The organism is Caballeronia sp. dw_19, from assembly GCF_018449515.1.
Classification (GTDB): Bacteria; Pseudomonadota; Gammaproteobacteria; order Burkholderiales; family Burkholderiaceae; genus Caballeronia.
Genome location: NZ_JAAVUQ010000008.1, coordinates 165167 through 190346, shown reverse-complemented (window position 1 = coordinate 190346; position 25180 = coordinate 165167). Strand labels below are relative to the sequence as shown.

The 25180-nt window shown below is 57.3% G+C and carries 13 protein-coding genes; 10 read left to right on the top strand and 3 right to left on the bottom strand.

Annotated features, from left to right (window positions below; all coding sequences use genetic code 11):
• Nucleotides 1-84: 84 nt before the first annotated feature.
• Nucleotides 85-291 (bottom strand): hypothetical protein, encoded by a 207-nt coding sequence (locus HB376_RS14205; RefSeq protein WP_213764297.1) that lies wholly within the window; start codon nucleotides 289-291, stop codon nucleotides 85-87.
• 81 nt (nucleotides 292-372) lie between these two features.
• Between HB376_RS14205 and HB376_RS14200 the strand changes: the two genes are divergently transcribed.
• From HB376_RS14200 to HB376_RS14180, 5 genes are all read left to right on the top strand, one after another.
• Nucleotides 373-1086, top strand: coding sequence for a response regulator transcription factor (locus tag HB376_RS14200; RefSeq protein ID WP_213764296.1), 714 nt, complete (start codon nucleotides 373-375; stop codon nucleotides 1084-1086).
• A 237-nt stretch (nucleotides 1087-1323) separates the two neighbouring features.
• Nucleotides 1324-2169 (top strand): presqualene diphosphate synthase HpnD, encoded by an 846-nt coding sequence (gene hpnD, locus HB376_RS14195; RefSeq protein WP_213764295.1) that lies wholly within the window; start codon nucleotides 1324-1326, stop codon nucleotides 2167-2169.
• Complete coding sequence (gene hpnE / locus HB376_RS14190; protein ID WP_213764294.1) at nucleotides 2169-3452, top strand: hydroxysqualene dehydroxylase HpnE; 1284 nt, start codon at nucleotides 2169-2171, stop codon at nucleotides 3450-3452. The genes hpnD and hpnE overlap by 1 nt, the downstream gene beginning before the upstream one ends.
• Complete coding sequence (gene shc / locus HB376_RS14185) at nucleotides 3452-5431, top strand: squalene--hopene cyclase (RefSeq protein ID WP_213764293.1); 1980 nt, start codon at nucleotides 3452-3454, stop codon at nucleotides 5429-5431. The genes hpnE and shc overlap by 1 nt, the downstream gene beginning before the upstream one ends.
• A gap of 98 nt (nucleotides 5432-5529) precedes the next feature.
• Nucleotides 5530-6183 (top strand): phosphorylase, encoded by a 654-nt coding sequence (locus HB376_RS14180; protein WP_213764292.1) that lies wholly within the window; start codon nucleotides 5530-5532, stop codon nucleotides 6181-6183.
• 102 nt (nucleotides 6184-6285) lie between these two features.
• On the opposite strand, the gene HB376_RS14175 is transcribed toward HB376_RS14180, so the two are convergent.
• Nucleotides 6286-6696, bottom strand: coding sequence for a DUF2000 domain-containing protein (locus HB376_RS14175; RefSeq protein ID WP_213764291.1), 411 nt, complete (start codon nucleotides 6694-6696; stop codon nucleotides 6286-6288).
• Nucleotides 6697-7141: 445 nt separating this feature from the next.
• On the opposite strand from HB376_RS14175, the gene drt3a reads away from it, so the two are divergent.
• Both drt3a and drt3b read left to right on the top strand, forming a co-directional pair.
• The gene (gene drt3a, locus HB376_RS14170) at nucleotides 7142-8542 is read left to right on the top strand and encodes an antiviral reverse transcriptase Drt3a (RefSeq protein ID WP_213764290.1); all 1401 of its coding nucleotides are present in this window, start codon (nucleotides 7142-7144) and stop codon (nucleotides 8540-8542) included.
• Complete coding sequence (drt3b, locus tag HB376_RS14165) at nucleotides 8530-10530, top strand: antiviral reverse transcriptase Drt3b (protein WP_213764289.1); 2001 nt, start codon at nucleotides 8530-8532, stop codon at nucleotides 10528-10530. The genes drt3a and drt3b overlap by 13 nt, the downstream gene beginning before the upstream one ends.
• Nucleotides 10531-11405: 875 nt before the next feature.
• Here drt3b and HB376_RS14160 read toward each other — a convergent pair.
• Nucleotides 11406-11759 carry a hypothetical protein gene (locus HB376_RS14160; protein ID WP_213764288.1) on the bottom strand — a complete coding sequence of 118 codons (354 nt, stop codon included), beginning with the start codon at nucleotides 11757-11759 and terminating at the stop codon, nucleotides 11406-11408.
• Between the two features lie 535 nt (nucleotides 11760-12294).
• Here HB376_RS14160 and HB376_RS41635 point away from each other — a divergent pair.
• From HB376_RS41635 to HB376_RS14145, 3 genes are read left to right on the top strand one after another with little or no spacing between them, the layout of a single operon-like run.
• Complete coding sequence (locus tag HB376_RS41635) at nucleotides 12295-23979, top strand: hemagglutinin repeat-containing protein (protein ID WP_346730493.1); 11685 nt, start codon at nucleotides 12295-12297, stop codon at nucleotides 23977-23979.
• Complete coding sequence (locus tag HB376_RS14150) at nucleotides 23976-24227, top strand: hypothetical protein (RefSeq protein WP_213764286.1); 252 nt, start codon at nucleotides 23976-23978, stop codon at nucleotides 24225-24227. Before HB376_RS41635 ends, HB376_RS14150 begins: the two co-directional genes overlap by 4 nt.
• On the top strand, nucleotides 24202-24849 hold the full coding sequence (locus tag HB376_RS14145; RefSeq protein WP_213764285.1) for a hypothetical protein: 648 nt from the start codon (nucleotides 24202-24204) through the stop codon (nucleotides 24847-24849). The genes HB376_RS14150 and HB376_RS14145 overlap by 26 nt, the downstream gene beginning before the upstream one ends.
• Nucleotides 24850-25180 lie beyond the last annotated feature (331 nt).

Here is a 25180-nt window from a genome sequence, read left to right as displayed (position 1 = left end):
GGAGACGCGAGGCGGTAAAAAGCGGCGCACCGGGTAAAGTTGGCGAGCAATATTGGCTTCAGGGGCGGTGCCGGGACGTGCTCTCTAAACCTTGCCCGCGATGCGCGATCGATTGGTGAGATCGTCAATCAAAACCGGATGGTTTTCTTCAAGCAGCGCCATCGCGAAAGCCACGCCAGCCAAGCGATGCGGCGGCAAATCCGTAAAACCGACATGTGATACCCTGCTGAATAAGAATGATTGCGATTTGCAATGGAACGTGTTGGCGCGGGATCTGGCCGCTATGTCCATCGCGGAATCAGACACGCCAGCCGCGGCGTAATAGCGCTCACCCAGCGTTCACCCAGCGTTCACGGCAAGAAGAAAGAACACATGGACCAGATACTCGTCGTCGATGACGATCCGAACATCCGGCAACTCCTGCTCGATTACCTCGGCAGCATGGGTTACGGCGCGCAAGCTGCAAAAAGCGGCGCGCAGATGAAGCAGATCATCAACTCGTCGCGCATTGACCTGGTCGTGCTCGACCTCATGCTGGACGGCGAGGACGGCCTCGATCTCACGCGGGAATTGCGTCGCAGCAGCACGGTTCCGATCGTCATGCTGAGTGCGCGCGGTGGTCTGCTCGACCGCGTGCTCGGCCTTGAAATGGGCGCCGACGATTATTTGCCAAAGCCCTTCGACCCGCGTGAACTGGTCGCGAAGATCAAGGTGGTTTTGCGGCGCAGCCGGGCGATGCCCAATGCGCGCCCGGCGGATTCCATCGCCGGTATCACGTTTGCCGGCTGGCGGCTCGACACGCGCACGAAGCAGATGCTGTCGCCGGAGGGCGTGGTGATCACGCTCGGTGGTTCCGATTACCGGACATTGCGCACGCTGCTGGATCACCCCAACCGGCCGCTTTCGCGCGATTATCTGCTTGACGAAGTTTTCGGCAAGAACCATACGCCGCTGGATCGTTCTATCGATGTCTGTATCAGCCGCCTGCGTCAGCACTTGAAGGATACGGCGCGCGGCGCCGCGCTGATCCGCACGGTGCGCAACGAGGGATATATGCTGACGGCCGATGTTTCGTACGAAGGTTGAGGCCGGCGGAGGGCGCGTGGAAAGCGTGTTGAAAGTACGCGGCAGGAGACCTCAGGGCAACGCTTCACAAACTTGATATACTTTTCGCCGCTTCCGGCATGGCTTGCACGCCGCCTGAAGCCGGTGTCCAAGCCATGCCGGGCTTGCATTCAGCTTCAAAGCATGTTCCATGAAGCCGGATGCCCGGCGCCCGATTTAACACTTGCTGCCCTTGGGGGCGCCACAGCGGAGTCCGTCTTGGCCGTTTCCAATCTTATCGCCGACGATCCTGCTCCCGACGTTGCCAAGGTAACGTCGGGTAGTTCGTTCTATCTCGCCATGCGCATCCTGCCGGCTGCGCAGCGCGACGCCATGTATCAGGTCTACGCGTTCTGTCGCGCGGTTGACGATATTGCCGACGGCACATTGCCGCGCGGCGAACGCGCCGCCGCGCTCGAACAATGGCGCGCGGATATACACGATTGCTACGCCGGCAAGCCGCGCAGGTCGCTGGCCGCGTTGACGCACCATATCCAGGGCTTTCATCTCTCGCGCGATGACTTCATTGCCGTGATCGACGGCATGGCGATGGACGCCGCCGAAGACATCGTCGCGCCCGACGAAGCCACGCTCGACCTGTATTGCGACCGCGTGGCGAGCGCGGTCGGGCGGTTATCGGTGAGGATATTCGGGATGCACGAAGATGCCGGACGGCGTCTCGCGCACCACCTCGGCCGCGCGCTGCAGCTCACGAACATTCTTCGTGACATTGATGAAGACGCCGGCATTGGGCGTGTTTATCTGCCGCGAGAACTGCTGTCCCGCGAAGGCATTTCCACGACCGACATCGCGTCCATCGTCAACGATGCCCGCTTGCCGCGCGTCTGCCTGACGCTTGCCGATCGCGCCCGTTCCCACTACGCGCAATCCGACGCGATCATGGCGACCGCGCCGCGTGTTCAGGTGCGGGCGCCGCGCATCATGTCGGGTGCGTACCGGTGCGTGCTTGAAGCGAATTTGAAGCGCGGCTTCGATCTCCCGCGCAACCACGTCCGCACGCCGCGTTCGCGGTTGCTGTGGATCGTCGCGCGACATATTTTCTGATGTCGCGTCTCGTTCATGTGATTGGCGCCGGGTTGTCGGGACTCGCCGCCGCGGTCCAGTTGCAGCGCCGTGGCGCGCGTGTGGTCCTGCACGAAGCCGCGCCGCACGCTGGCGGCCGATGCCGTTCTTACTTCGATATCAAGCTCAACGCCACGATCGATAACGGCAACCATCTGGTGCTGTCGGGCAACCACGCCACGCTGAGTTATGCCAAGGCGATTGGCGCGGCCGATGAACTCGTCGGCCCGACCCAGCCCGAGTTTCCGTTCATGGATTTGCGCAGCGGCGCGCGCTGGACCGTGAAGCTATCGCCGGGCCGCGTGCCGGGCTGGATCTTCGATTCCGCCGCGCGTGTTCCGGGCACCATGCCCGCGGATTATTTGTCGCTGGCGCCGCTGCTGTTCGCCAAACCCGGACGCACGATGCAGCAAACCATGCGCACGAACGGGCGCTTGTGGGACGCGCTGATCAACCCGCTGTTCCTGGCCGTGCTGAATGTGGATCCGCGTGAAGGCAGCGCGGTGCTCGCCGGCAACGTGCTGAAGGAATCGCTGCTGCTTGGCGGTCAGGCGTGCCGTCCGCTGGTCGCACGCAACGGCTTGGGCCATGCGTTCGTCGATCCCGCGTTGCGTCTGCTGCAATATGGCGGCGCGGAGATCAAGCTCGGGTCGCGGGTCCGTGAGATCGGCTTCGCCGGCACGGATTCGAAGACGCGCGTGACGTCGCTTGATTTCGACGATGGCCGCGTGGACATCGGTGTTCACGACGGCGTGGTGCTTGCCGTACCGCCCAACGTCGCGCAACAACTTGTGCCGGGGCTTACCGCGCCGAACGAATTCCGCGCGATCGTCAATGCGCATTTCGCTATTGATCCGCCGCTCGCCTTCGAGCCGATGACCGGTTTGTTGAACGGCACCGCCGAATGGCTGTTCGCGTTCGATGGACGTCTTTCCGTGACCATCAGCGGCGCGGATCGACTTCTGGATACCCCGCGCGAGGCGCTGGCCCAGACCATCTGGCAAGAAGTGGCGAAGGCGGCGCGCTTGCCCGTTGAGCGCATGCCGACATGGCAAATTGTCACGGAAAAGCGTGCGACCTTTGCAGCCGTGCCGAGCCAGGAAAACCTCCGGCCGGGCACGCGGACGCGCTGGTCCAACCTGATGCTGGCCGGCGACTGGACGGCCAACGGGCTGCCTGCCACCATTGAAGGCTCGATCCGCTCCGGCCAGAAGGCCGCGGACCTGCTTATGAATCCCTCGATTGATTTCTCGGTGCAACGCTGATGAACGAAACTGTCCAGCCGCCCGGTATCCAGCCGGTGACGGCGGCGGCGCTGGAAGCGTCGGTGGCGCGCGCTGCCGATGCCATTCTTGCCGACCAACATCCCGACGGCTACTGGCTCTACGAACTCGAAGCCGACGCCACTATTCCCGCCGAGTACGTGCTGCTCGTGCATTACCTTGGCGAAACGCCGAAGCCCGAACTCGAAGCGAAGATCGCGCGGTACTTGCGCAGGATCCAGCGCGCCGATGGCGGCTGGCCGCTTTTCACCGATGGCGCGATGGACGTCAGCGCCACCGTGAAGGCGTATTTCGCGCTGAAGATGATCGGCGATTCGCCTGAAGCCGAACACATGCAGCGCGCGCGCCGCGCGATTATCGCGGCCGGCGGCGCGGAAAAAGCGAACGTGTTCACGCGGATTCTGCTGGCGCTGTTCGGCGTGGTGTCGTGGCGCGCGGTGCCCATGATGCCCGTGGAAATCACGCTCTTGCCCGAGTGGTTCCCGTTCCATTTGTCGAAAGTGTCGTACTGGGCGCGGACCGTGATCGTGCCGCTGCTCGTGCTCAACGCGAAGCGGCCGCGCGCGCGCAATCCGAAGGGCGTGCGCATCGATGAACTGTTCTTCGATGCCCCCGTGAACGCCGGCATGGCCGCGCGTGCGCCGCATCAGCATCAGGGCTGGTTCGTGCTGTTCCGCTGCGTGGATGTCGTGCTGCGCGCCGCTGATCCGCTGTTCCCGCGCCACACGCGGCAACGCGCGGTCGAAGCGGCGGTGCGTTTCGTCGATGAACGGTTGAATGGCGAAGATGGCCTCGGCGCGATTTTCCCGGCGATGGCCAACTCCGTGATGATGTACGACGTGCTCGGTTATCCGGAAGATCATCCGAACCGGGCGATTGCGCGCAAGTCGATTGAGAAGCTTTTGATCATCGATGAAGCGCCGGACGGCGAGGCTTATTGCCAACCGTGTTTATCGCCGATATGGGACACGTCGCTCGTCGCGCACGCGTTGCTCGAAGCCGATACGCCCAAGGCGCGCGCTGCCGTTTCGCGTGGTCTGGACTGGTTGGTGCCGCTGCAGATTCTCGATGTACGTGGCGACTGGATTTCACGTCGGCCGAATATCCGGCCTGGAGGGTGGGCCTTCCAGTTCGCGAATCCGCATTATCCGGATGTGGACGATACGGCTGTGGTTGCGATGGCAATGGAACGCGCCGATCGTGAAAACGGTACCGCGTTGTATGGCGAAGCGATTGCGCGCGGGCGGGAATGGGTCGTCGGCATGCAGAGCAGCGACGGCGGGTGGGGCGCGTTCGAGCCTGAGAACACGCAGTATTACCTCAACAACATTCCTTTCTCCGATCACGGCGCGTTGCTCGATCCGCCTACTGTTGATGTGTCCGGGCGTTGTCTTTCGATGCTCGCGCAGTTGGGTGAATTGCCCGCGACGAGTGAGCCGGCGAAGCGCTCGCTCGACTACATTTTGCGCGGTCAGGAACGCGATGGAAGTTGGTATGGTCGATGGGGGCTGAACTATATCTATGGGACGTGGACGGCGCTGTGTGCGCTGAATGCGGCTGGATTGCCTCTTACCGATAGCCACATTCAACGCGCCGCAGATTGGCTTGTCAGCATCCAGAACGCCGATGGTGGCTGGGGTGAAGGCGGGGAGAGTTACAAGCTCGACTATCGCGGATATGAAGCGGCGCCGAGCACGGCTTCGCAGACATCGTGGGCGTTACTTGGGTTGATGGCGGCGGGGTTTGTCGATCATCCGGCGGTGGCGAAGGGCGTGCAGTATCTGCATGTCACGCAGCGTGAACATGGCTTGTGGGATGAAACGCGATTTACCGCGACCGGATTCCCAAGAGTGTTTTATCTGCGATACCACGGGTATAGAAAGTTTTTCCCGCTTTGGGCGCTGGCACGGTACAGGAACATGATGCGCGACGGTACGTCGCGCGTGACGGCGGGCATGTGAGTTCGCGACCGAGCTTTGCTTCTGGCTCTGGGTCTAATTCTGGCTCCGGCTCCTCTGGCTCCGAAGATGCCCGTCTGCCCGTGATTGCGGTGACGGGGATGGCGTTTGAAGCGCGTATCGCGCGTGGGCCTGGAGTGGAGTCGGTGTTTGCGGCGCGGTCGGATTTGCTTGAGCGCGCGATCAGCGAAGCGTTGGCGCGGGGATGTTCCGGGATTATTAGTTTCGGGACGGCGGGAGGGCTTTCGCCGGAGCTGGAGCCGGGGACGGTGATTATCGCGAGTTCTGTGTCGGGGCCGTTCGGTGTGCTTGATACCGATCCGGAATGGTCTGCCAGGCTCTTTGCGGCTTTTGCCGGGACGCCGCTGGAGGCGAAGGCGGTTCGAGGGACGATGGCCGGTGTGGCTGCGCCTTTGACCGGCGAGCAGCAGAAGGGCTCGCTTTATCGGGCTACTGGGGCGCTTGCGGTGGATATGGAATCGCATATTGCCGGGGCGATTGCTACGGCGCGGGGATTGCCGTTTGCGGTTTGTCGGGCGATCGTTGATCCGGCGTGGCGGAGTTTGCCGAGCGCTGCGACGGCTGGGTTGCGGGATGATGGGACTACGACGATTCTGCCGATATTGAGGGAGTTGTTGAAGGAGCCCTCGCAGCTTGGTGCGCTTTTGAGGGTCGCGGGGGATGCGCGGGCGGCAAGGACTTCGTTGGTTCAGGCGCGGCATGCTATGGGCGCGGCGGGGGCTTTGGGGGGGTAGTGTTTTTTGTTTTTGCCTTGGCCGTTGCGCGGCTGAGTTGGGAATTGCGGTCGGTGGGTTGGCGTGTGACCGCGTTTCGATCTTGGTTCAATCTTGTTTCAATCATCCATGCAGCGATAAGCCCTTGATGGCTTTATCGACTGCCTTCTTCGGGCCTCTTACGGCCAGTCCGACCAGATCGGGCGTGTCTGCCGGCTCCTTTAGAAACACTTCCCGATTGGCTTCATCGTGGCCAGTTGAAAACATCGCGCGGACGTAGACGGCGCGGGTTAGTTCTCGTTCGATTGCTTGGCGGAAGGCGCGGAGGAGGCCGGGGGTGTCGGCTTGGTAGACCATGATGGGCTGGCCGAGGAGGCGAGCGTGGGTTCTGCCGGCTGAGTCGATGTAAGGCTCGCCCATTGCGTCAGGCGCTGCGCCCGCGATGCCGGTCGCGAGGAACGCGGTTACGTTGAGTTTCTGCCAGATGGCGAGATCGTCGAGGATGATGATGGCTACTTTGGTATCGAATTCCATGGGGGTGGAGGCTTTGAGAGGTGGTCACTTTAGGATGGTAGTTAAAGTGATCGTCGGATGGCGCGGAGACGCAGAAGAAACGAATACGCTTCGATGAAGTGAAGACTTGAAGGCGCAAGCAAGTGGTTCGGCCGAATGGCGTTCAGCCGCAAATGGTCGTCACCGTCTTCACTTCGCCCATTTTCGGCCTAAATCGCTGCTTCCTAATTGCCACTAGCATGCCGTTTTGATCTGACCGGGCATTCTGTGTTGGCGGCCGCGGATGCGGCAACGCCGCGGAAGTCACTGAATTTTGCACTGACCCGAAGTAATAGAATGCGGATCGGACAACGACACTAACTCTGATAGCATCGGCGCACCAGATCGGTCAGCAAAGACATGAAGGTAAAAATGAAGAAGCTCAACCAAGACAAATTCTGTCGGTCGCCACCCCCGAATTCAAGTAGTGCGTTTTTTCAAGCTTTCGAGCTTGCAGGACTCAGTTCGTCGCAATGCTTGCGCGGTTAATAAGCAAAGGAAAAAATGGCCCTACCAAACACTTTACACACGCGCGTCGCTCACCGGAGGAGATGTGATTGAACTTGCCTATACAGAGAAAAGACTCGCGCGATGCATTACCTATAGCGATCTGATCAATGATAAAAGACTGCTCGACCGCAAGAATCGGCTAGCAGCCGCGAACAGAACACTACAAGGGATCAACGCCGGAACACTTTTTCACGCGGACCTTGATCAGATCACGATTAGAGGAAAATCAGCCTACAAATGCCGCAACATCGAACAGATGTTGGCCACACGCTTGGTCTCGCAAAACATCCGTGCGAACTATCGAATTAGACAGCAAAATAGAAATGTAATAATAAAAAACCTGATCTCCATGTTAAAAGAGAGCGGGCCGTATAATATCTTTCGCTTCGATATCGAATCTTTTTTCGAAAACATAGATCGAAAAGAACTCAAGAAACGCCTAATGAATGACGGTCAATGCTCGCGTCAGACGATTTTGCTTATTTTTCAGTTATTCGATAGACTCGATAAGCAGAGTATCGTTGGATTACCCCGGGGCCTTGGTATTAGCGCGACGCTTTCCGAGTATGTACTTCACGAATTCGACAATGCAATAAAACGAGAGAACGACGTTTTCTTTTACGCTCGATTCGTTGACGATATAGTATTGATTACGTCCCCCGATTTGAACAAGTCAGCTGCTATAAATTTACTTGATAAAAATATTTTTCCTGGACTAAATATCCATAAAAAGGGGAAAAAAATATCACAGCATTTTGTACCTCGCGCAACTGATAACAATCAAGAAAATTTAAAAATACATCCTTTCGAATATCTTGGATATCAGTTCTCGATATTTGAAAATAATCACCTGCACGATACTATTCTCGGAATTCCGAAGCGCAGGATTGAGGTCGATATTTGTCAAGAAAAAATCGATAAACTCACCGGTCGAGTTATCAATTCATTCACTAGTTACATAAGCACATCGACACATTCCGCCGCGTTTGCATTGCTCGAAAACCGCATAAAAGCTTTGACGGGGAATTACATAATAAATGATCCATCTACAAATATAAGTATCAAAACTGGAATTTATTACAATTATCACGAAAAAAATATTACCCGAGATTGCCCGCTCAAAAAACTAGACGCACTTCTGCGGGGATTGCTCTTCTCGAAAAATCACGCACTTTCGATGAAAATCCAGAGCAAAATTGACTTCACAAAGCGACGCAAGTTGGTCGGCTATACTTTCTCTAGCGGGTTTTACAAACGTCGACTGCATTACTTTACGAATAAAGACCTCAAAACACTGAAAGAGGCATGGAAAAAATGACAAAAGCACTCCGCCGGGTAGAAAAAGAAGACTACGCGCGAATTCTCTTGACTGAAACTTCTTCGTATGATGTGCCAGTCATATTTTCCAACATTGGCTTTTACTGGCATTGGAAAAAATACGAGGAAGGTACAAGCTTCTTTCCTAAGGTCATGGCGTTTCTTTTTCAGAGCGACGACATCACGAACTATACGATCCCTCTGCCATATAAAATGCGGAAAGATAGCGAGTCGTATCGGTCTCTTGCCCTGATACACCCAAGTACGCAAATCAAGTTCATCGAACTCTATAAAGGTTTCGATCAACAAATGATCCTTGCATGTAAAGAAAGCCCGTTTAGCATTAGGTGCCCCGAAACAATTGCCAGTAAATATTACTCTAAAAATGAAGAAGAGAACCGATATAAATTTCGGTCCGAAACGATTACTACCCGGCAGGCCGAGACGAAAAGTAAGTACTTAACATCCTATTTTTCCTATCGTGGCTATACACGACTTCACCATTTTTTTGACTCAACAGAATTTCTGAGTCTCGAGCGAAAATATTCATCGTTCTGGTCGATCGATATAGCACGTTGTTTTGATAGCGTGTACACCCATTCGATAACATGGGCTCTAAAAACAAAAACCCATTCCAAAGCTATTGCCAGCACCAAAAATACGTTCGGCTCGATCTTTGATACTCTGATGCAACGGTCCAATTACAATGAGACTGCAGGAATTATAATTGGACCGGAAATTAGTCGAATCTTTTCAGAAATAATATTTCAGAGAATCGATCGAAATATCTGCCGAGAGTTAGAAAAAAAGGGATTTTTTAACAACATCGACTACACCATTCGTCGCTACGTTGACGACATATTTATATTTTCCACCTCTGACGAAATGTCGCAAATCGTTTCAAAGGTGGTCGAAGATTGCCTTAAATTCTACAAACTTAGTCTTAACGCCGGTAAAACGATAAAAGCCGTCAGACCATTCATTACGGAGAAAAGTCGATCATTGCAATTGGCTAAGAAAAGCCTTCGTAGTCTATTCGATAAACTTATCGGCGAGAAAGGTTCGGCTGCACCGGATTTAGCTCTCCCACCAAAGAGGATATATAACCGCCGTCGGGTTATTGTCGCATTTCTAAACGAAATAAAATCTGCCTGCATCGGATCACCTTCTGCCTATGAGGTAGTCTCTGGCTACTTAATATCGGTGCTTGCGAATCTATTGATTTCATTTACTGAGCGGAATGCCAAGTATAAATTTCCAGAGGACGCGTCAAAGAATAGCCACGTGGATTTTTTTCTGGTGCTTATTGAGCTTGTTTTCCATTTTTACACAATCAGCCCAAGTCAAAACGGCTCTGTGAAAATATGCATTATCACTGATCTCGCATGCGCTTATTTTGATGAAAAAATGCCCGAAAGTGCAAACGAGGTGCGGAGCTTAATTTACACACTATCTAACTCGTTTTTTGAAAGTAGTGGATTCAAGAAAATATCAAAAGATAGTGCTGATTTTGCTTTGCTCGAAGCACTTAATATTCTTGTTGCATTAAAACTTCTCGGACGTCAATATTTAGTTTCGCGAACAGTGCTTGAAAAGATCGTGAACATTACGGATGACCGAAGGATGTCTTATTTTGAGATAACGTCTCTGCTATTTTATATTGGCGATGACCTAGAAAATTCATATCGAGATATTAAAAAGAAAATATTAAAAGACGTGGACGCGATACTTGTAGAGTTATCAGATATTCGCACCAATTCTGAGAAAGTATATTTATTGCTCGACATACTAGCCTGTCCCTTCGTTGAAGATTCAAAACGAAGAGAATTGACGAGACGTTTGATTTCAACGGTCACAAATTCAGCGCCCAGCGACCACGAAGTTTTAGATCAGCAGAAGAAATTCGCACAATATCGTTGGTTCACGTCGTGGAACCGGGCTGAGTTGCTTTCTTCATTAGAGAAAAAGGCGTTGCTAAAAAGCTATTGAACGGCTATCGTACACGAGTGGGATGCACCGGTTAGCTTTACGGGCCAGGCGTAATTGGTTCCGGCTACTCTGAACAGAAGCGAGTCACTGTACATCGTAGGTTCGCAAATCGGCTAGAGATCACCGCTTTACGGGTGGCGTGAATACGCACACACTATACTGATTGGGCATCCCACACTTCCCTATAGCGTAACTGTTCAACCTCTTTCGGTCGCTGTTATTCCACACCGAGGACGTGTGAGTTCTATTAGTTGCGCTTAGAAACTTGCCCAGAGCACGCTTCGAATTTCCTGGACTAAAGTGCTCTGATAGGCCACACGCAGTGATGGCCCCGCCAAAGCCGAAAGCACCGGACTAGCTGCGGCGCAATGCTAGGCGGTGCATAAATTTGCGACTCGATTTCCAGACCGGCCGCACTCACATCCGTCACGGGCAGCGCACTAGAACCATTAACCGCCTTGATTGCGGCTATCCGCGCTGTCTGCGAGCGCACACGTATGATTTAGATCTTTTCTTAACGAAAGCACGGTGGCTCACCATCTGAACTCGATGTCCTATGGTTCTGCTGAACGCGCAGGCGTATCGATATTTATTTTATTATCGGACAAAAAAACACATACACCTCAAGTGGCGTCGATTTAGCAACTGAAGAACCGCGTGGCAAAGGCGTTAAAGTGAAAGCGCCATGCTCACTGGGCTTCCGATCGCAGAACGTCCGGTTCGTAGTCTGAAGCAGTCACGCAAGCGTCCATTGGCAAATAGCCGCAATGGCCGGACACTTGTCATTCGACTAAACATCTGCACTATTGTCCTTCAGCACAAAATTCGCCAAGTGCGATCTGTCACCCGAGACTCGCCCAAAAACTCACATGCAATCACGCATCCCCAAACGGATTCCCTTTCTTAGTCGCTGGCGTCTGCGTCTTGGTCGCCAGATGGTTCTGCAACCAGAACATCGCTTTGTTCAATCCGAGCGCGTGCCAATCCTGGCCCATTTCGCAGATGAACACTCGGTCATCGGCCGCTGTCGCACGCGAGAACGAACCCGCCAGTTCCTTGGCGTTGCGATCCGTGTTCAGCACCAGGAACGCGCCCATTTGATGCAGATGCAAGAACTCATAGTCGTCACCTGACACTTGCGCCGCGATGTCTTTGATCTGCGCGTGCTGCTGCGTCGGAGTACCGATAAAGATGCTGACCAGATACGTCACTTTCTTGTTGGTGTTCATGAGCTTCCGCCGTGCTGTAATTTATAGGGTGAGAACTTGATTGTCACACAACGTAGACAGGTACCCCTTTCGCGATTCGGATCTCCATCGAATGTGAGCGTGCGGGAGCACATCCTCGACGAGGCCCGTACTGAACAAAGTGAACGATCAAAAACTTGCCAAATGTTCTTATCGCGTGTCCCAATCTGCACTATCCGACGATGCAGACAAATGCGCCAAATTCAGAATATTCTGAAAAGACCGGGTCAACGAGATAACCGCGTCGTCGGAAAAAACATGTAAATCCAACACGACAACAATAATTAGCTTACCTTGACACTTTGTATCAATTTTCATAAACGTAACCATTACACTCGCCGGCCATTAGGATTGCCACGCGTGTAATGAAATGAATAAGAACTGTTTCCGTGTTGTTTTCAGCCGTGTTCAAGGCGCATTAGTTGCGGTCGCGGAGACGGTATCTGGAAGGTGTTCAAGCAGCGGAAATTCTGGCGATGCGCCATCCCGCCCGCTGCCCCTCGTGTGGCAACTCAGAGTGGCAGCATTCGGCGCCCTCTGCATCTTCGGCTTGACGCCCGTATGGGTCGCCGCGCAGATCGTTCCGAATTCGAATGCCGGAGCGCAAAAACCAACTGTCGCGACCACGCCCTCAGGCATTCCACTCGTCCAGATCTCGCGCCCATCGGCTGCGGGTGTATCGAACAACCAGTACGATCAATTCTCCGTCGGCCGCGCCGGGGCAGTATTAAACAATTCACCGACCTCCGTCCAGAGCCAACTCGCCGGCTGGATTCCCGGCAACGCAAACCTCACATCACCGGCCAAGATCATCCTGAACCAGGTGACCGGCAATCTCCCGTCCATGCTCGCGGGGCAGATCGAAGTCGCAGGACGCAAGGCCGAAGTCGTGATTGCAAACTCCGCAGGCATCACATGCTCGGGGTGCGGCTTCATCAATACCAGCCGGGGCATTCTCACCACCGGCACGCCAGTCATTGGACCGAGCGGGAGTCTCGATGCGTTCCGCGTCACGAGCGGCACCGTCTCGCTCACGGGCGCCGGTTTGAACGCATCGAATCTGGATCAGGTCGATGTCATCGCGCGTGCCGTGTCGGTGAACGCCGGCGTGTACGCGAACTCATTGAACGTGATCACCGGCGCCAATCAGGTCGATCATTCGACGCTGGCAGCAACCCCCATCGCAGGCACCGGGACGGCGCCTTCGGTCAGCGTCGATGTGAGCCAACTGGGTGGCATGTACGCTCAGCATATCTGGCTGGTCGGGACCGAGCGTGGCGTCGGTGTCAATGATGCGGGCACCATCGCCGCGCAGTCGGGTGACCTGACGCTCTCAAGCCAAGGCAAGCTCGTCGTCACGGGCAACACGAACGCGTCGGGCAATTTGAATCTATCGGCGGCTGGCGGCGTAGAGAACAGCGGCTCGATCTACGGACTTCAGTCGGCGACCGTCAACTCACCCGGCGATGTGTCGAACAGCGGCACGATCGCGGGACAGGCCCAGGTCGTGGTCAACGGCAGGAACGTTTCATCCACGGGCAGCCTGGCTGCCGGGGTGGATACATCGGGCAACGTGGGCCAGTCCGGCGACCTGATCGTCGTCGCGAGCAATGCGCTTGCTGCGAACGGCCGGAACTTCGCGGGCGGCAACGCGACGCTGCAGGGCGCATCGCTTGATCTCTCGGGGTCGACGACCACGGCGAACGGCAACCTGTCGCTGCTCGCAGAAAACGGTGACGTCAACCTGATGGGCGCCAACACGAACGCTGGTCAGAAAATCGACATCAATGCGCCTTCAGGCACGGTCCGCAACGACGCGCAAAGGGCAAACGAACTCGCGCAAATCAATGCGGCCCAGATCAACATCAACGCGGCGGGTCTTACTAACAGAGGCGGCCTGATCAACCAGACCGGTACCGCCGACACGTCAATTCAGATCACGGGCGAATTCGACAACTCGGGTGGCACCTTGACCACCAACGCGGCTGACCTCGCGCTGCAGGCTGGCTCTATAGCAAACGTTGGCGGCAAGGTGCAACTCGCGGGGTCCGGCAAGCTGACCGTGACGACCGGTGCTTTGAATAATCAGGGCGGTGTGGTCGCATCGAATGGCGCGCTGTTGGTGAAGGCATCGGGAATCAGCAATCAAGATGGCGCACTCTCTGCTGTGAACGCCGTGACCGTTGCATCCACAGGTGCGGTTTCAAACGTCGGCGGAAGCGTCGATGCGGGTGGCGCGCTCAACGTATCCGCTGCATCGCTGGATAACACGCAGGGCCGCATCGCAGCGCTGGGCGCCGATGGCTTGACGGTGAGCGTCAGCGGGCAGTTGATCAACGCGCCGGCCGCCGACGGATCGAATGGCCTGATCGGCAGCAATGGAGCGACCGCTATTTCCGCAGGGTCGTTGACGAATAACGGAACGCTCAACGCGGCAACCACCCTGGGTATCAACGTCGCCAATACGTTCGATAACTCGAAGGGCATCGCGTCCGGACAGACGGTTCAGGTTCAGGCACATGATCTCGTCAATCAAGCCGGGGTCATCAGTCAAAGCGGAACGGATAACACCACGGTTTCAGTCGCAGGCTCGTTGAACAACTCGGGAGGGACGCTCGAAACTAATGGGCGTGATCTGAAGATATCATCAGGGTTACTGACTAACGGCACTCAAGGGTTGATCACGCACAGCGGAACCGGAACACTCGATATCCGAACCGGCGCATTGTCAAACGCCGGGGCTATCACGACCAATGGCGACGCCGTAGCGAACGCGACGATGCTTTCAAATAGCGGCACCGTGAGCGCTCAGCGCACACTCGGCGTGACGGCGGTATCGATAAATAACAATGGTGGTTCGCTCGCATCTGTCGACGACTTGACGTTGCAGAGCAAAACTCAGCTCACCAACGCACTCGGCACGATACGCTCGGGGACTTCCTCTACGCCGGCCACGGTAGCGATCACTGCCGGCAACCTGGATAACAGTCAGGGCGTAATCAATGCAGGTTCCGCGAGCATTCACGCAGTCAACCTGACGAACCTTGGCGGCAAGATCACGCAGTCAGCGACAAACGGCACGGCCATGCTTGATGTGTCGAACACGCTCGATAACAGTTCCGGGTCGATACAGGTTGCAGCGGTCGATCTCGCGCTGACACCGCAGACGCTGACCAATGTTAACGGGACTATTGCGCACGCTGGTAACGGCACGCTTGGCGTGCAGACCGGCGCGCTGGACAACGATGGCGGTGTGCTCGGCACGAACGGCGCATCGACGATCAGCGCGTCATCGGTGTCCAACCGTGGAGGTCAGATCTCGGCCGTTGGCACGCAATCGATAACGGGGAAGACGGGCGTTGATAACAGCGCCTTAGCGGATGTGGGCGGCTACATCGGTGGCGCAAGCGTCGCCGTGTCGACGCAGCAGGGTAGCGTGACGAACACTGGCGGGATGATTGAAGCAGCGACGGGTCCGGCAACGCTCAACGCACAGACACTCGATAACAACAGCGGCACCGTCCACGCACTGGGCGAGGGCTCCGTCACGGTGACCACGAGCGGTGCGGTCTCGAATCGCAGTGGCATGATTGGCGGTAACGGCAACGTATCGGTTAGCGCTGCTCAGATCGACAGTACAGGAGGCACGATAACGGCCCGTGGTCAGGTAAATGTTGCATCGCAGTCTTCGCTGACTAACGATCGCGGCGCAATCATCAGTCAGGGCGGGCTCTCCATTTCGACACCCGGTGCGATGTCGAACATCGGCGGGGAGATTGATGCGAGTGGTCCGCTCGGCGTGTCCGCCGGATCGCTGGATAACTCCCGGGGACGCATTGTTTCGCTCGGCACGGACGCGATGACGCTCAACGTTGCTGGGCAGTTGAGCAATGCCCCCGCAGCCGATGGTTCGCGCGGGGTGATCGGCAGCAACGGCGCTGCATCGATCACGGCCGGGTCATTCACGAATAGCGGAACGCTAAGCGCCGCAACCGATCTGGGCATCGCAGTGGTCAACACGTTCGATAACTCGGGTGGTACAGCATCGGGTAAGTCAGTTCAGGTTCAGGCGCGCAATCTCATCAATAACGCCGGAGTCGTGAGTCAAAGCGGGACGGGTAACACCACCGTTTCGGTTGCGGGCTCGCTGGACAACTCGGCGGGAACGCTTCAAAGCAACGGCCAGGATTTTACGATCTCGTCCGGCTCGCTGACTAACGGCGCTCAAGGGACCATCGCCCACGCGGGCACCGGCACGCTCGATATTAAAACCGGCGCTTTGTCCAACGCAGGATCAATCTCTGGCAACGGCGCTGCATCGCTAAGCGCAACCACTATTACCAACAGCGGGACGATAAGCGCTCAGCGCACGCTTGACGTTACTGGTACGGCAGTGAATAACAACGGCGGGACGCTCGCGTCAGTGGATGCGCTGACGGTGCAGGCCGGCACGCAATTGACGAACGCGGGCGGCACCATTCAGTCGGGAACGTCCACGGCTGCCGGTGCCGTGACGATCACCGCTGACGAGCTCAATAACACCGATGGCTGGGTCAACGCTGCATCGGCGAGCCTTCATGCGAACAACCTGACCAACGCCGGTGGCAAGATCGCGCAGACAGGATCGGGCGGCACGGCCACGCTTGATGTCGCGAACACGCTCGATAACACTGCGGGTTCGATACAAATCGCGGCGACAGATTTGTCGATGACACCGCAGACGCTGATCAACGTGAACGGATCGATCACGCACTCGGGGTCGGGCAGTCTCAACGTAGCAACCGGTGCGTTCGATAACGACAGCGGTGTGCTCGGCACCAACGGCACGTCGACAGTCAACGCGAGTTCTGTATCGAACCGTGGCGGCCAGATATCGGCGCTTGGCACGCAGTCGTTGACGGGGCAGACCGGTGTCGATAACAGCGCGCTTGGTGGCGTGGGCGGATACATCGGCGGATCGTCGGTTGCGCTGTCTGCGGGTCAGGGCGCAGTCACTAACACAGGCGGGACGATCGAGGCGGCAACGGGCGCTGCAACGGTAAGCGCGCAATCGATCGATAACGACAGCGGCACGGTCCACGGACTTGGCAGTGGCGCTGTCACGGTGGTTGCAGCGGAGGCGTTGTCTAACCGTGCCGGCACGATTGGTGGTGCTGCGGACGTATCGGTGAACGCGGCTGCAATCGACAACACGTCCGGCACGATTGCCGCCCTTGGCAACGTCGCCATCGCTTCACAATCGTCATTGGTTAATGACGGCGGCACGATTGCGACCCAAGGCGATCTTGCCATCTCGGCAGCGGGTGCGGTATCGAATGTAGCTGGCAAGATCGAAAGCCTTGGGCCAACCAGTGCGCTGACGCTCGCAGGCAGTTCGATCGATAACACGAACGGTATCCTAACCAATACGGGAACGGCCCAGACGAGCGTGAACGCGACGGGCGCGATCACAAACGCGGGCTCGGCGGCCATGATCGGTGGAAACGGTGATGTCGCCATCTCGGGTGCAAATTTCAGTAACACCCAAGGCGCTCAGGCGGCGGCGGGCGGGGCGTTGACGTTGACCATGCCGGGCAATGTTGTCAACGACGGTGGCCAACTTGTTTCTGGCGGCACGTTGACGCTCAACGAGCCGAGCGCTGTGTTTTCTAACGTTGGCGGAACGGTAAGCGGCGGTAACGTTGCGCTGACGACGGCTAGCCTGAACAACACGAACGGGCAAATTGCGAATCCACTGGGTGGCACCGGAACCGTTACGATTTCCACGGGAGCGCTGCAGAATGACGGCGGCTCGGTGGGAAGCGGTGGTGACCTGGCGATAACAGCCAACACGCTTACCGGCGATGGCAAGATCATCGGCGGCCATGACGCAACTGTTTCGCTGCAAGGCGACTACACGTACAACGCCGGCAACCTGATCACGGCGAACCACGACCTCACGTTGTCCACAACCGGCACGCTCACGAACGAGCAGACATTGTCCGCAGCGGGCGGCGTGACCGTGAACGCGGCGAATATCGTGAACACGGCTGGCGCAGACATTGTGTCGGGCACGGCAGGCGATTCCGCGACGGGCCAAACGACGTTGATCGCAGGCAATGGCGCGGGTGATATCAACAACGCCGGGCGTATTGAAGGCAATACCGTCACCACGATCAGCAACACGCTCGAGAACACGGCGACGATTATCGGCGGGACCATCACCGCGAACGCGAACACGCTGACCAACGACGGCGCTTCCGCAGTTATCGCGGGCACTGACCAGGTCAACCTGTGGGTGCCGGGCACCGTCAACAATCAGAACGGTGCCACCATCTATAGTCTCGGCGACGTCAACATGGCCGCGAACAGCGGCACCGATGCGAACGGCACCCTGATCAATCAGACCGGGACCATCAATAACTTGTCATCGACGATTGAAGCCGGCGCCAATCTGAATGCGGCTGCGAACCAGATCAATAACGTCCGCCAGAATATCCAGACAACGACCACGACAAGCACCCAAACATATGTGATGAACGAGCTGCCGTGGTGGCACCCGGGGCAGCCCGGTAACACCGCCCCGTTCCAGGATGCGAACACGATTATTCAAACTGCGTATTACGTGAATCCGTCGGATATCGTGTCTTCAACGCCCGTTGTGACACCCGATGGTTATATCGTGCAGCGTGTGGTCGTCAACTTGCCCGCGAACGCATCGGTATTTCAGTGGCAGCAGAGTGGTCTGACTTACGGTCAACCCAACGGCGGCGGCAACATCCAATACGGGCAGCAGTCGCGAGTGGACTTGTCCGCGGGACAGGTTGTCTTATACGTCTACAGTCAGACCACCGGCCAGTCGAACCCGGACCAGACCGGCGCAAGCACTGCGTTTCCAGATCACGGCCTTGATACGGTCTCCAACCAGATCGGTACCATTTCCTATTCGAATCAATACGGAGACTGCACGACCTCCTGCGTGAGGCTTGAAACGTATCCGGGTTACACGGAACCGACTACGCAGATCATCAAGGCGACCGAGCAGCGCCGCGCGGGCAGCGGTCCGGGTTCGTATCCAACGGAAGTCGAGCGGCAAGCGACACAGACCGTCGCGGAGACCACGTTGTCTGCCGCGAGCGGTGCACCTGCGCTAATGACCGCCGGGTCGGCGATGAACCTGGTTATTGGCAGCCAGTTCAATAACGACAACGGCACGGTGGCTGCGGGCGGCGACCTGAACGTCAACCAGCAGCAGGTCGCCAATGGCACGAACGGCAGCAGCAACGCAGCGATCAACAACACTAGTACGCAACTGAGCACGACGTATTCATTTTCGAATCGCTCGGGCTATAGCAGCCCATGGGCGTCCGATCCGACCGCGCCGGTTCAGTGGGTCACATGGACCAATCCGTCCATTACCCAAAACACCGGCATTGCCGGCGGCACGATCACGAGCAATCAGACCGTGTCGATCAACGGTGGCGACATCACGAACAACAGCGTGTCGGCGGCGGGTGGTGTTGCTGGCGCCAGCGCGCAGGCACTGGGCCTGGGTAATGTGACGCTCGCAGGCGCGGTGGGCACAGGCGACACAATCACTACGGCGGGTGCATCGGGTTCGGTGGGCATGGCCGGTGCTGCTGGCGCGGGCGGTTCGATTGGAGGAACGGGCACGGCCGGTGCAGCAGGCAGCGCGGCCAATGGTGCCCAGGGTGCGGTGATGACCAACACCGGCACGATCAACGCAACGGGTGGCGCGAGCGCTGCCGCGGCGGTGTCGGGTGCGGTACGAAACGTCGATGGTGCGCGTGCCGCCCTGTTGAGTCCGGTACTGCCAACGAGTGGGTTGTATAAAGTCAGCGATACGCCGGGCCAGAGCTATTTGGTGCAGACCGACCCACGTTTCACGAGCTATGGCACATTCATTTCCAGTGACTACATGCTCAGTCTGCTCGGTATCAATCCCGAACAGACGCAAAAGCGCCTGGGCGATGGTTTCTATGAGACGCAACTGGTTCAGAATCAGGTAACGAGTTTGACAGGGCGCAAATATCTGCCTGGCGACACCAGTGCCGAGCAGCAATATCAGCAACTGATGTTGAGCGGTGTGGCGGTCCAAAAGCAGTTCAGCCTGCAACCCGGCGTTGCGCTCACGGACGCGCAGATGGCTGCGTTGACTGAGGACATCGTATGGCTCGTCAACCAGACGGTGACCATGCCCGATGGCACCCGGCAAACCGTTCTCGTGCCACAGGTCTATCTCGCCAGGACGGATGACGCCACGCTCCCGCCGACCGGCGCGTTGATCGCAGGCAATTCGGTTGGCATCAGTGGCGCCAATATCACGAACAACGGTGGCGCGATCAGCAGCACGCAGAACACGGTATTGGTGGCGAACAACGATATCCAGAACATCGGCGGTTTGATCTCGGGCGGTAACGTCGGGATGCAGGCGGGGCATGACATCGTCAATCGGTCCGTGACGGACACGGAATGGTCGGCCTCGGCGAGCGGCGTGTCGTCTCACACGTCGATTGGACAGGTGGCGCAGATTCAGTCGGGCGGGACGACGTTGATGAGCGCCGGCAATGACATCACGGTTCAAGGTGCGCAGATCACGGCAGGTGCGGGGATCGGGATGTCGGCGGGACATGCGGTGAACATTGCGGCGGTGGACACGGGCTCGGACATTGCCACGCAGGCGGGCAAAAACACTGAGCACACTGTCTCGACGCAGGCGGCGGGAAGCACGATATCGGCGGGTGGAAATCTTGGCGTTGTCAGCGGCGGCGATATCAATGTAGCCGGCAGTCAGTTGAACGCCGGGGGGAGCATGGTGGTCGCGGGAGCTGGGAACGTGAGCATTGTGAGCGCGACCAACACGACCACGAACGATGGGCACTCGGAATCTCGCCGCTCCTGGGAGACGGTGCATTCGAGCGTCGAGACGAATGCGGCCAGCTCGCTGTCGGCGGGCGGCAATGTCACGGTACTGGCCGGTGCGCAGTCGGATGCGAACGGTAATCTGGTCTTGCCGAGTGCTGGAAGTGCACCGGCGAAAGACCTGACCCTTCAGGGTTCGTCGATTGTTGCGGGCACGAATGGCGCGGGAAACAGTCAGGTGGTGATGGGGGCGACGGGCGATGTGAACGTGGTCGAAGCGCACGACAAGACCAGTTTCAGCGACACATCGCACTCGTCATCGAAGAGCTTGTTATCGCGGTCAACAACGGATACGCAGAGAATGTTTACCGGCGACAACGCGACGGGCTCACTCGTGTCGGGCGACTCGGTGGCGATTGGCGCAGGTCACGATATCAATGTTCGTGGAAGCGCGGTGGTCGGTACCGACGCTGTGGGGCTGAGTGCCGGGCACGATGTGAACATCACCACGTCGCAAAGCACGGACACGCAAAGCAGTGGGTACCAATCGAGCAAGTCAGGCTTGATGGGTAGCGGTGGCTTGGGCGTGACGATTGGCAGCCGGTCGTTGGCGCAGACGGATCAATCATCAAGCGTGACGAACCACGGCAGCACGATCGGCGCATCGGCAGGCGATGTATCGATTAACGCCGGTCATGATGTGACGCTCACGGGCAGCCAGGTGGTGGCAGGTCAGGACGTGGCGATCAAAGGTCAGAACGTCACGGTGAATGCTGCGTATGACACGTATCAGGATGCACAGACGCAAAGGTCGAAGCAGTCAGGGCTGACGGTGGGTATCGGCGGCGGAGTGTTGGATACGGCTCAAACCATGGTCGCCGATGTGAAGTCTGGGACGCAATCGGGCGATTCGCGACTGGCTGCGGTGCAGGGGTTGGCGGCGGCGGAAGCGGCGTATCAGAATCGTGGCCAGATTGCAGGCACGGCGGACGCGTTGGCGAGCGGCGGCAATGTTGCGAACGCATCGGGTGTTCAGTTGCAGTTGAGCATTGGATCGAGCCAGAACAGCCAGGCGTCGAGCACGTCGATCTCGCAGGCGCGCGGGTCATCGATTGTTGGCAACGGTAACGTGAGTATTACGGCGACCGGAGAAAACGGCGCGGCGGGAACGGGCAATATCACGATGACCGGCGCGAACGTGATGGGCAGGGACGTCGATATGTGGGCGAACAACGATGTGACGCTGAAAAGTGCGCAGAGTACGGAGCAGGATTCGAGCACGAATGGTTCGACCGGGTGGAATGCGGGTGTCGGGATTGGGGTGAGTTCCAAGGGCGGTGCGGGGATCAGCGTGTTTGCCAGCGGTTATGCGGCGAGCGGGCATGGCAACGGCGAGAGCGTGACGCAGGAGAACACGACGGTGGCGGCAGGTAATGCGCTCACGATCCACTCGGGGCGGGATACGACGCTTGATGGTGCGCAGGCCTCGGGCAATGCGGTGAGTGTGGATGTAGGTCGCGACCTGACGATGACGAGCGAGAAAGACACGTCGAACTACGCTGAGCGACAAAGCAGCGCGGGCGGTGGCTTGAGCTATACGTTTGGCGCGGGCGGGCTCTCGGGCAGTGCGTTCGCGAGCCGCACGAAGATTGACAGCAACTTCGATGCGGTGGGTCAGCAGACGGGTATTGTTGCGGGTGAGGGCGGGTTTGATGTGAATGTGGCTGGGCATACGCAGTTGAATGGGGCGCAGATTGCGAGCTCGGCGAGCGCGGACAAGAACAGCTTGACCACAGGGACCTTCGGCTTCAGCAACATTGCCAACACGTTTGAGTCGTCGGGATCGACGACGGGCGTGACGCTTAACACGGGGACGGTGGGCGGTCCGCAAGCGGCGCAAACGAGCGATAACGCCAACGGCACGACGTACGCTGCGATCAGTCCCGGCACGATCACGGTGAAGTCGGATGAAGCCAGCGGCACGGATAGCACGGCTGGGCTCTCGCGTGACACGACGAATGCGAATCAGACGGTTCAGAACACGTTCAATCTGCGGGAGACGCAAAACGATCTGGCGTTTGCGCAGGCGTTTGGGAAGACTGCGACGTACGCGATGGCTGAAGCGGCTGGAGAACTGGCGAAGAGCAATCCAGAGGTGTTCGGAGAAGGCAAACCCGGACGTGATGCGATGCACGCGGCGGTCGCCGCGATTGGGGCTGCAATCTCGGGCGGCAATATTGCTGGAGCAGTTGGCGGCTCGCTGACGGGCGATGCGTTGACGGCGCTTGTCAAACCGATCATCGATCAGGCAGTCAGTGGATTGCCGCCGGGGTCGCAGGAAGCGGCGCGTAATGCGCTGAACGTTGTTGTGGCGACAGCGGGTGGAGCGGCCGCGGGGTCGTTGGCGGGTGGGCAAGGGGCGCTTGCTGGGGCTGGCTCAGCGTCCAATAACGAGATCTACAACCGGCAGTTGCATCCTGATGAATATGCGATGGCGAAGAAGGATGCGCCGATCGTTGCCAAGGCACTTGGGATCAGTGTGCAAGAAGCCGAAGGCCGGATTGTGGCGGAGATATTGAGTAATTCGGATCAGCAGACGGCGGCTGGGTCTGGCGGCAAGCACGATTACGAAGTGCGCAGCATCATTGGTTGCCAGAATCTGAATTGCGACGGCTACAAAACCGATTCGAACTACGCTAATCACGACTACAACAGCCAGTACATCGCGAGCAATCAGTCGGCGTATAACGCGGGGCAGAGCCAGATTGGGACGGGCCAGACATATAACGATCTGGTGAAGTCCAACATAAAGAACGATCCTGTTGGCGCGACGCTGGCTGGAGTTGGAATAATTGGTCTAGGCGTAGCCACTGGGGGCGGCTTAGCTACCGCAGTGACGATGGCAACAGGCTCGACCATCAGTCTTGCGGCCAACGGCGGCGTACAAGTGGCTGGTGGTCAACCCTTCGACTGGACGAGCTTCGTCTTTGCGGGTGTGACCGGTGCCGCGTCGTCGGGGATGGGCTTTGTTCCGGCGGTGCTGGTCAACGTGGGTGGGGCATTGGCTGGCTCTGCTGTCACCGGTCAAAACCCGAACGCCTCAATGGCTGGTGCGGCGGCTGGAACCGCTGTCGGCTATCCGCTCGGCGCTGGAGCAGAGGCCGGCCTTAATAGCGTGTTGAACCCTTGGTACAGGCAACAATGGAAAGACATAGGCATGGGAATCTCAGTATCTGTACCGAAGAACCCTATACCTTCTTGGACGGGAGGCGCTGTAGGCGGAGTGGCGCAAGAAAAGGCTGGTGGGGCTGCGCAAAATAAGGTCGAAGGCAAAAAATGAAGTCTAAGACTAGCTTTGAACTATTTCGGTGGCTGCACCTCGTGGTGCTGTGGCTAATCGTGATGGCGCTCGGGGTCACGATCATTGAAGTTGCTATTGGTCCGGTGTTGCAATGGCTACTGAATGACGCGGCTTACCAATTGCCGTCGTGGGATCGTGTGAGGCGAATGGCGCTGTTTGTGGCGTTCATTGGTTTCTTTGCTGGCACCGTGTCTTGGTTTTATGACAAAAAAACATCTGGTCGCTAGATCCATCGCAAGCAATCAGTCGGCGTATAACGCCGGGCAGAGTCAGATTGGCAGCGGCCAGACGTATAACGAGCTAGTGACGAACAACGTGAAGAACAATCCCGTAAGCACAGCAATTGCGGGCGCGGGGATGGTCACCCTAGGTGCAGTGACCGGCGGAGGACTCGCTACACTAGGAATGATGGGCGCGGGTTCGGCGATCGGGATGGGTGCTAATGGTGGTGTCCAGATATACAACGGGCAGCCGTTCGACTGGGCAAGTTTCGGTATGGCTGGGTTGACTGGCGGCGTTTCGACAGGAATGGGATTTGTTCCTGCGCTTCTTATCAATGCAGGTGGAGCGCTGGCTGGTTCAGCGATCGGTGGTCAGAATCCGAATGCTTTGATGGCTGGCGCCGCAGTGGGTACCGCAATTGGCTATCCAATTGGCACAAAAATCGAAGGGAGTCTAAACAACGTATTGAATCCGTGGTATCGCCAGGAATGGAAAGAGATTGGCATGGGAATGTCAGTGCCTGTGCCGAAAAATCCTGTCCCGTCATGGTCTGGTGCAACCGGTGCGGGAGTGATTCAGGAGCTCGGCGGTGGTGCTGCGCAGAACAAGGTTAATGGCACAAAATGAATCCAAGGACCGGAGTTGAATTGAAGCGCTGGGCGTACTTTGTGATTGTGTTTCTACTGAGCACAAGTTGCATCGGGCTGATTGGAGAGTTTCTGGCGGGTCCAGCACTTCAATGGTTATTTCATGACGTCCCCTGTAGATTACCAACGTTGCATCGTATGGGTCGGGCAGCGCTGTTCGTGCTATTTATGGGCTTCTTTGCCGGTACGGTAACTTGGCTTTACGCCAAAAAAAGTCCGGGTCGCTAAATTCCTTAAACAACGAACCCGGCCGTAGCAGGGTTCGTTGTTTGTGTAGCTTGGATCATGCTGGCGTGATGATCAACTTGCCG

Bases quoted from the DNA above. Each gene is read 5' to 3' on its own strand.
- HB376_RS14175 (WP_213764291.1), bottom strand. From the start codon at position 6,696: ATGGAATTCGATACCAAAGTAGCCATCATCATCCTCGACGATCTCGCC.
- HB376_RS14205 (WP_213764297.1), bottom strand. From the start codon at position 291: ATGGACATAGCGGCCAGATCCCGCGCCAACACGTTCCATTGCAAATCG.
- hpnE (WP_213764294.1), top strand. From the start codon at position 2,169: ATGTCGCGTCTCGTTCATGTGATTGGCGCCGGGTTGTCGGGACTCGCC.
- HB376_RS14180 (WP_213764292.1), top strand. From the start codon at position 5,530: ATGGCGTTTGAAGCGCGTATCGCGCGTGGGCCTGGAGTGGAGTCGGTG.
- drt3b (WP_213764289.1), top strand. From the start codon at position 8,530: ATGGAAAAAATGACAAAAGCACTCCGCCGGGTAGAAAAAGAAGACTAC.
- shc (WP_213764293.1), top strand. From the start codon at position 3,452: ATGAACGAAACTGTCCAGCCGCCCGGTATCCAGCCGGTGACGGCGGCG.
- HB376_RS14145 (WP_213764285.1), top strand. From the start codon at position 24,202: ATGACAAAAAAACATCTGGTCGCTAGATCCATCGCAAGCAATCAGTCG.
- HB376_RS14200 (WP_213764296.1), top strand. From the start codon at position 373: ATGGACCAGATACTCGTCGTCGATGACGATCCGAACATCCGGCAACTC.
- HB376_RS14150 (WP_213764286.1), top strand. From the start codon at position 23,976: ATGAAGTCTAAGACTAGCTTTGAACTATTTCGGTGGCTGCACCTCGTG.
- HB376_RS14160 (WP_213764288.1), bottom strand. From the start codon at position 11,759: ATGAACACCAACAAGAAAGTGACGTATCTGGTCAGCATCTTTATCGGT.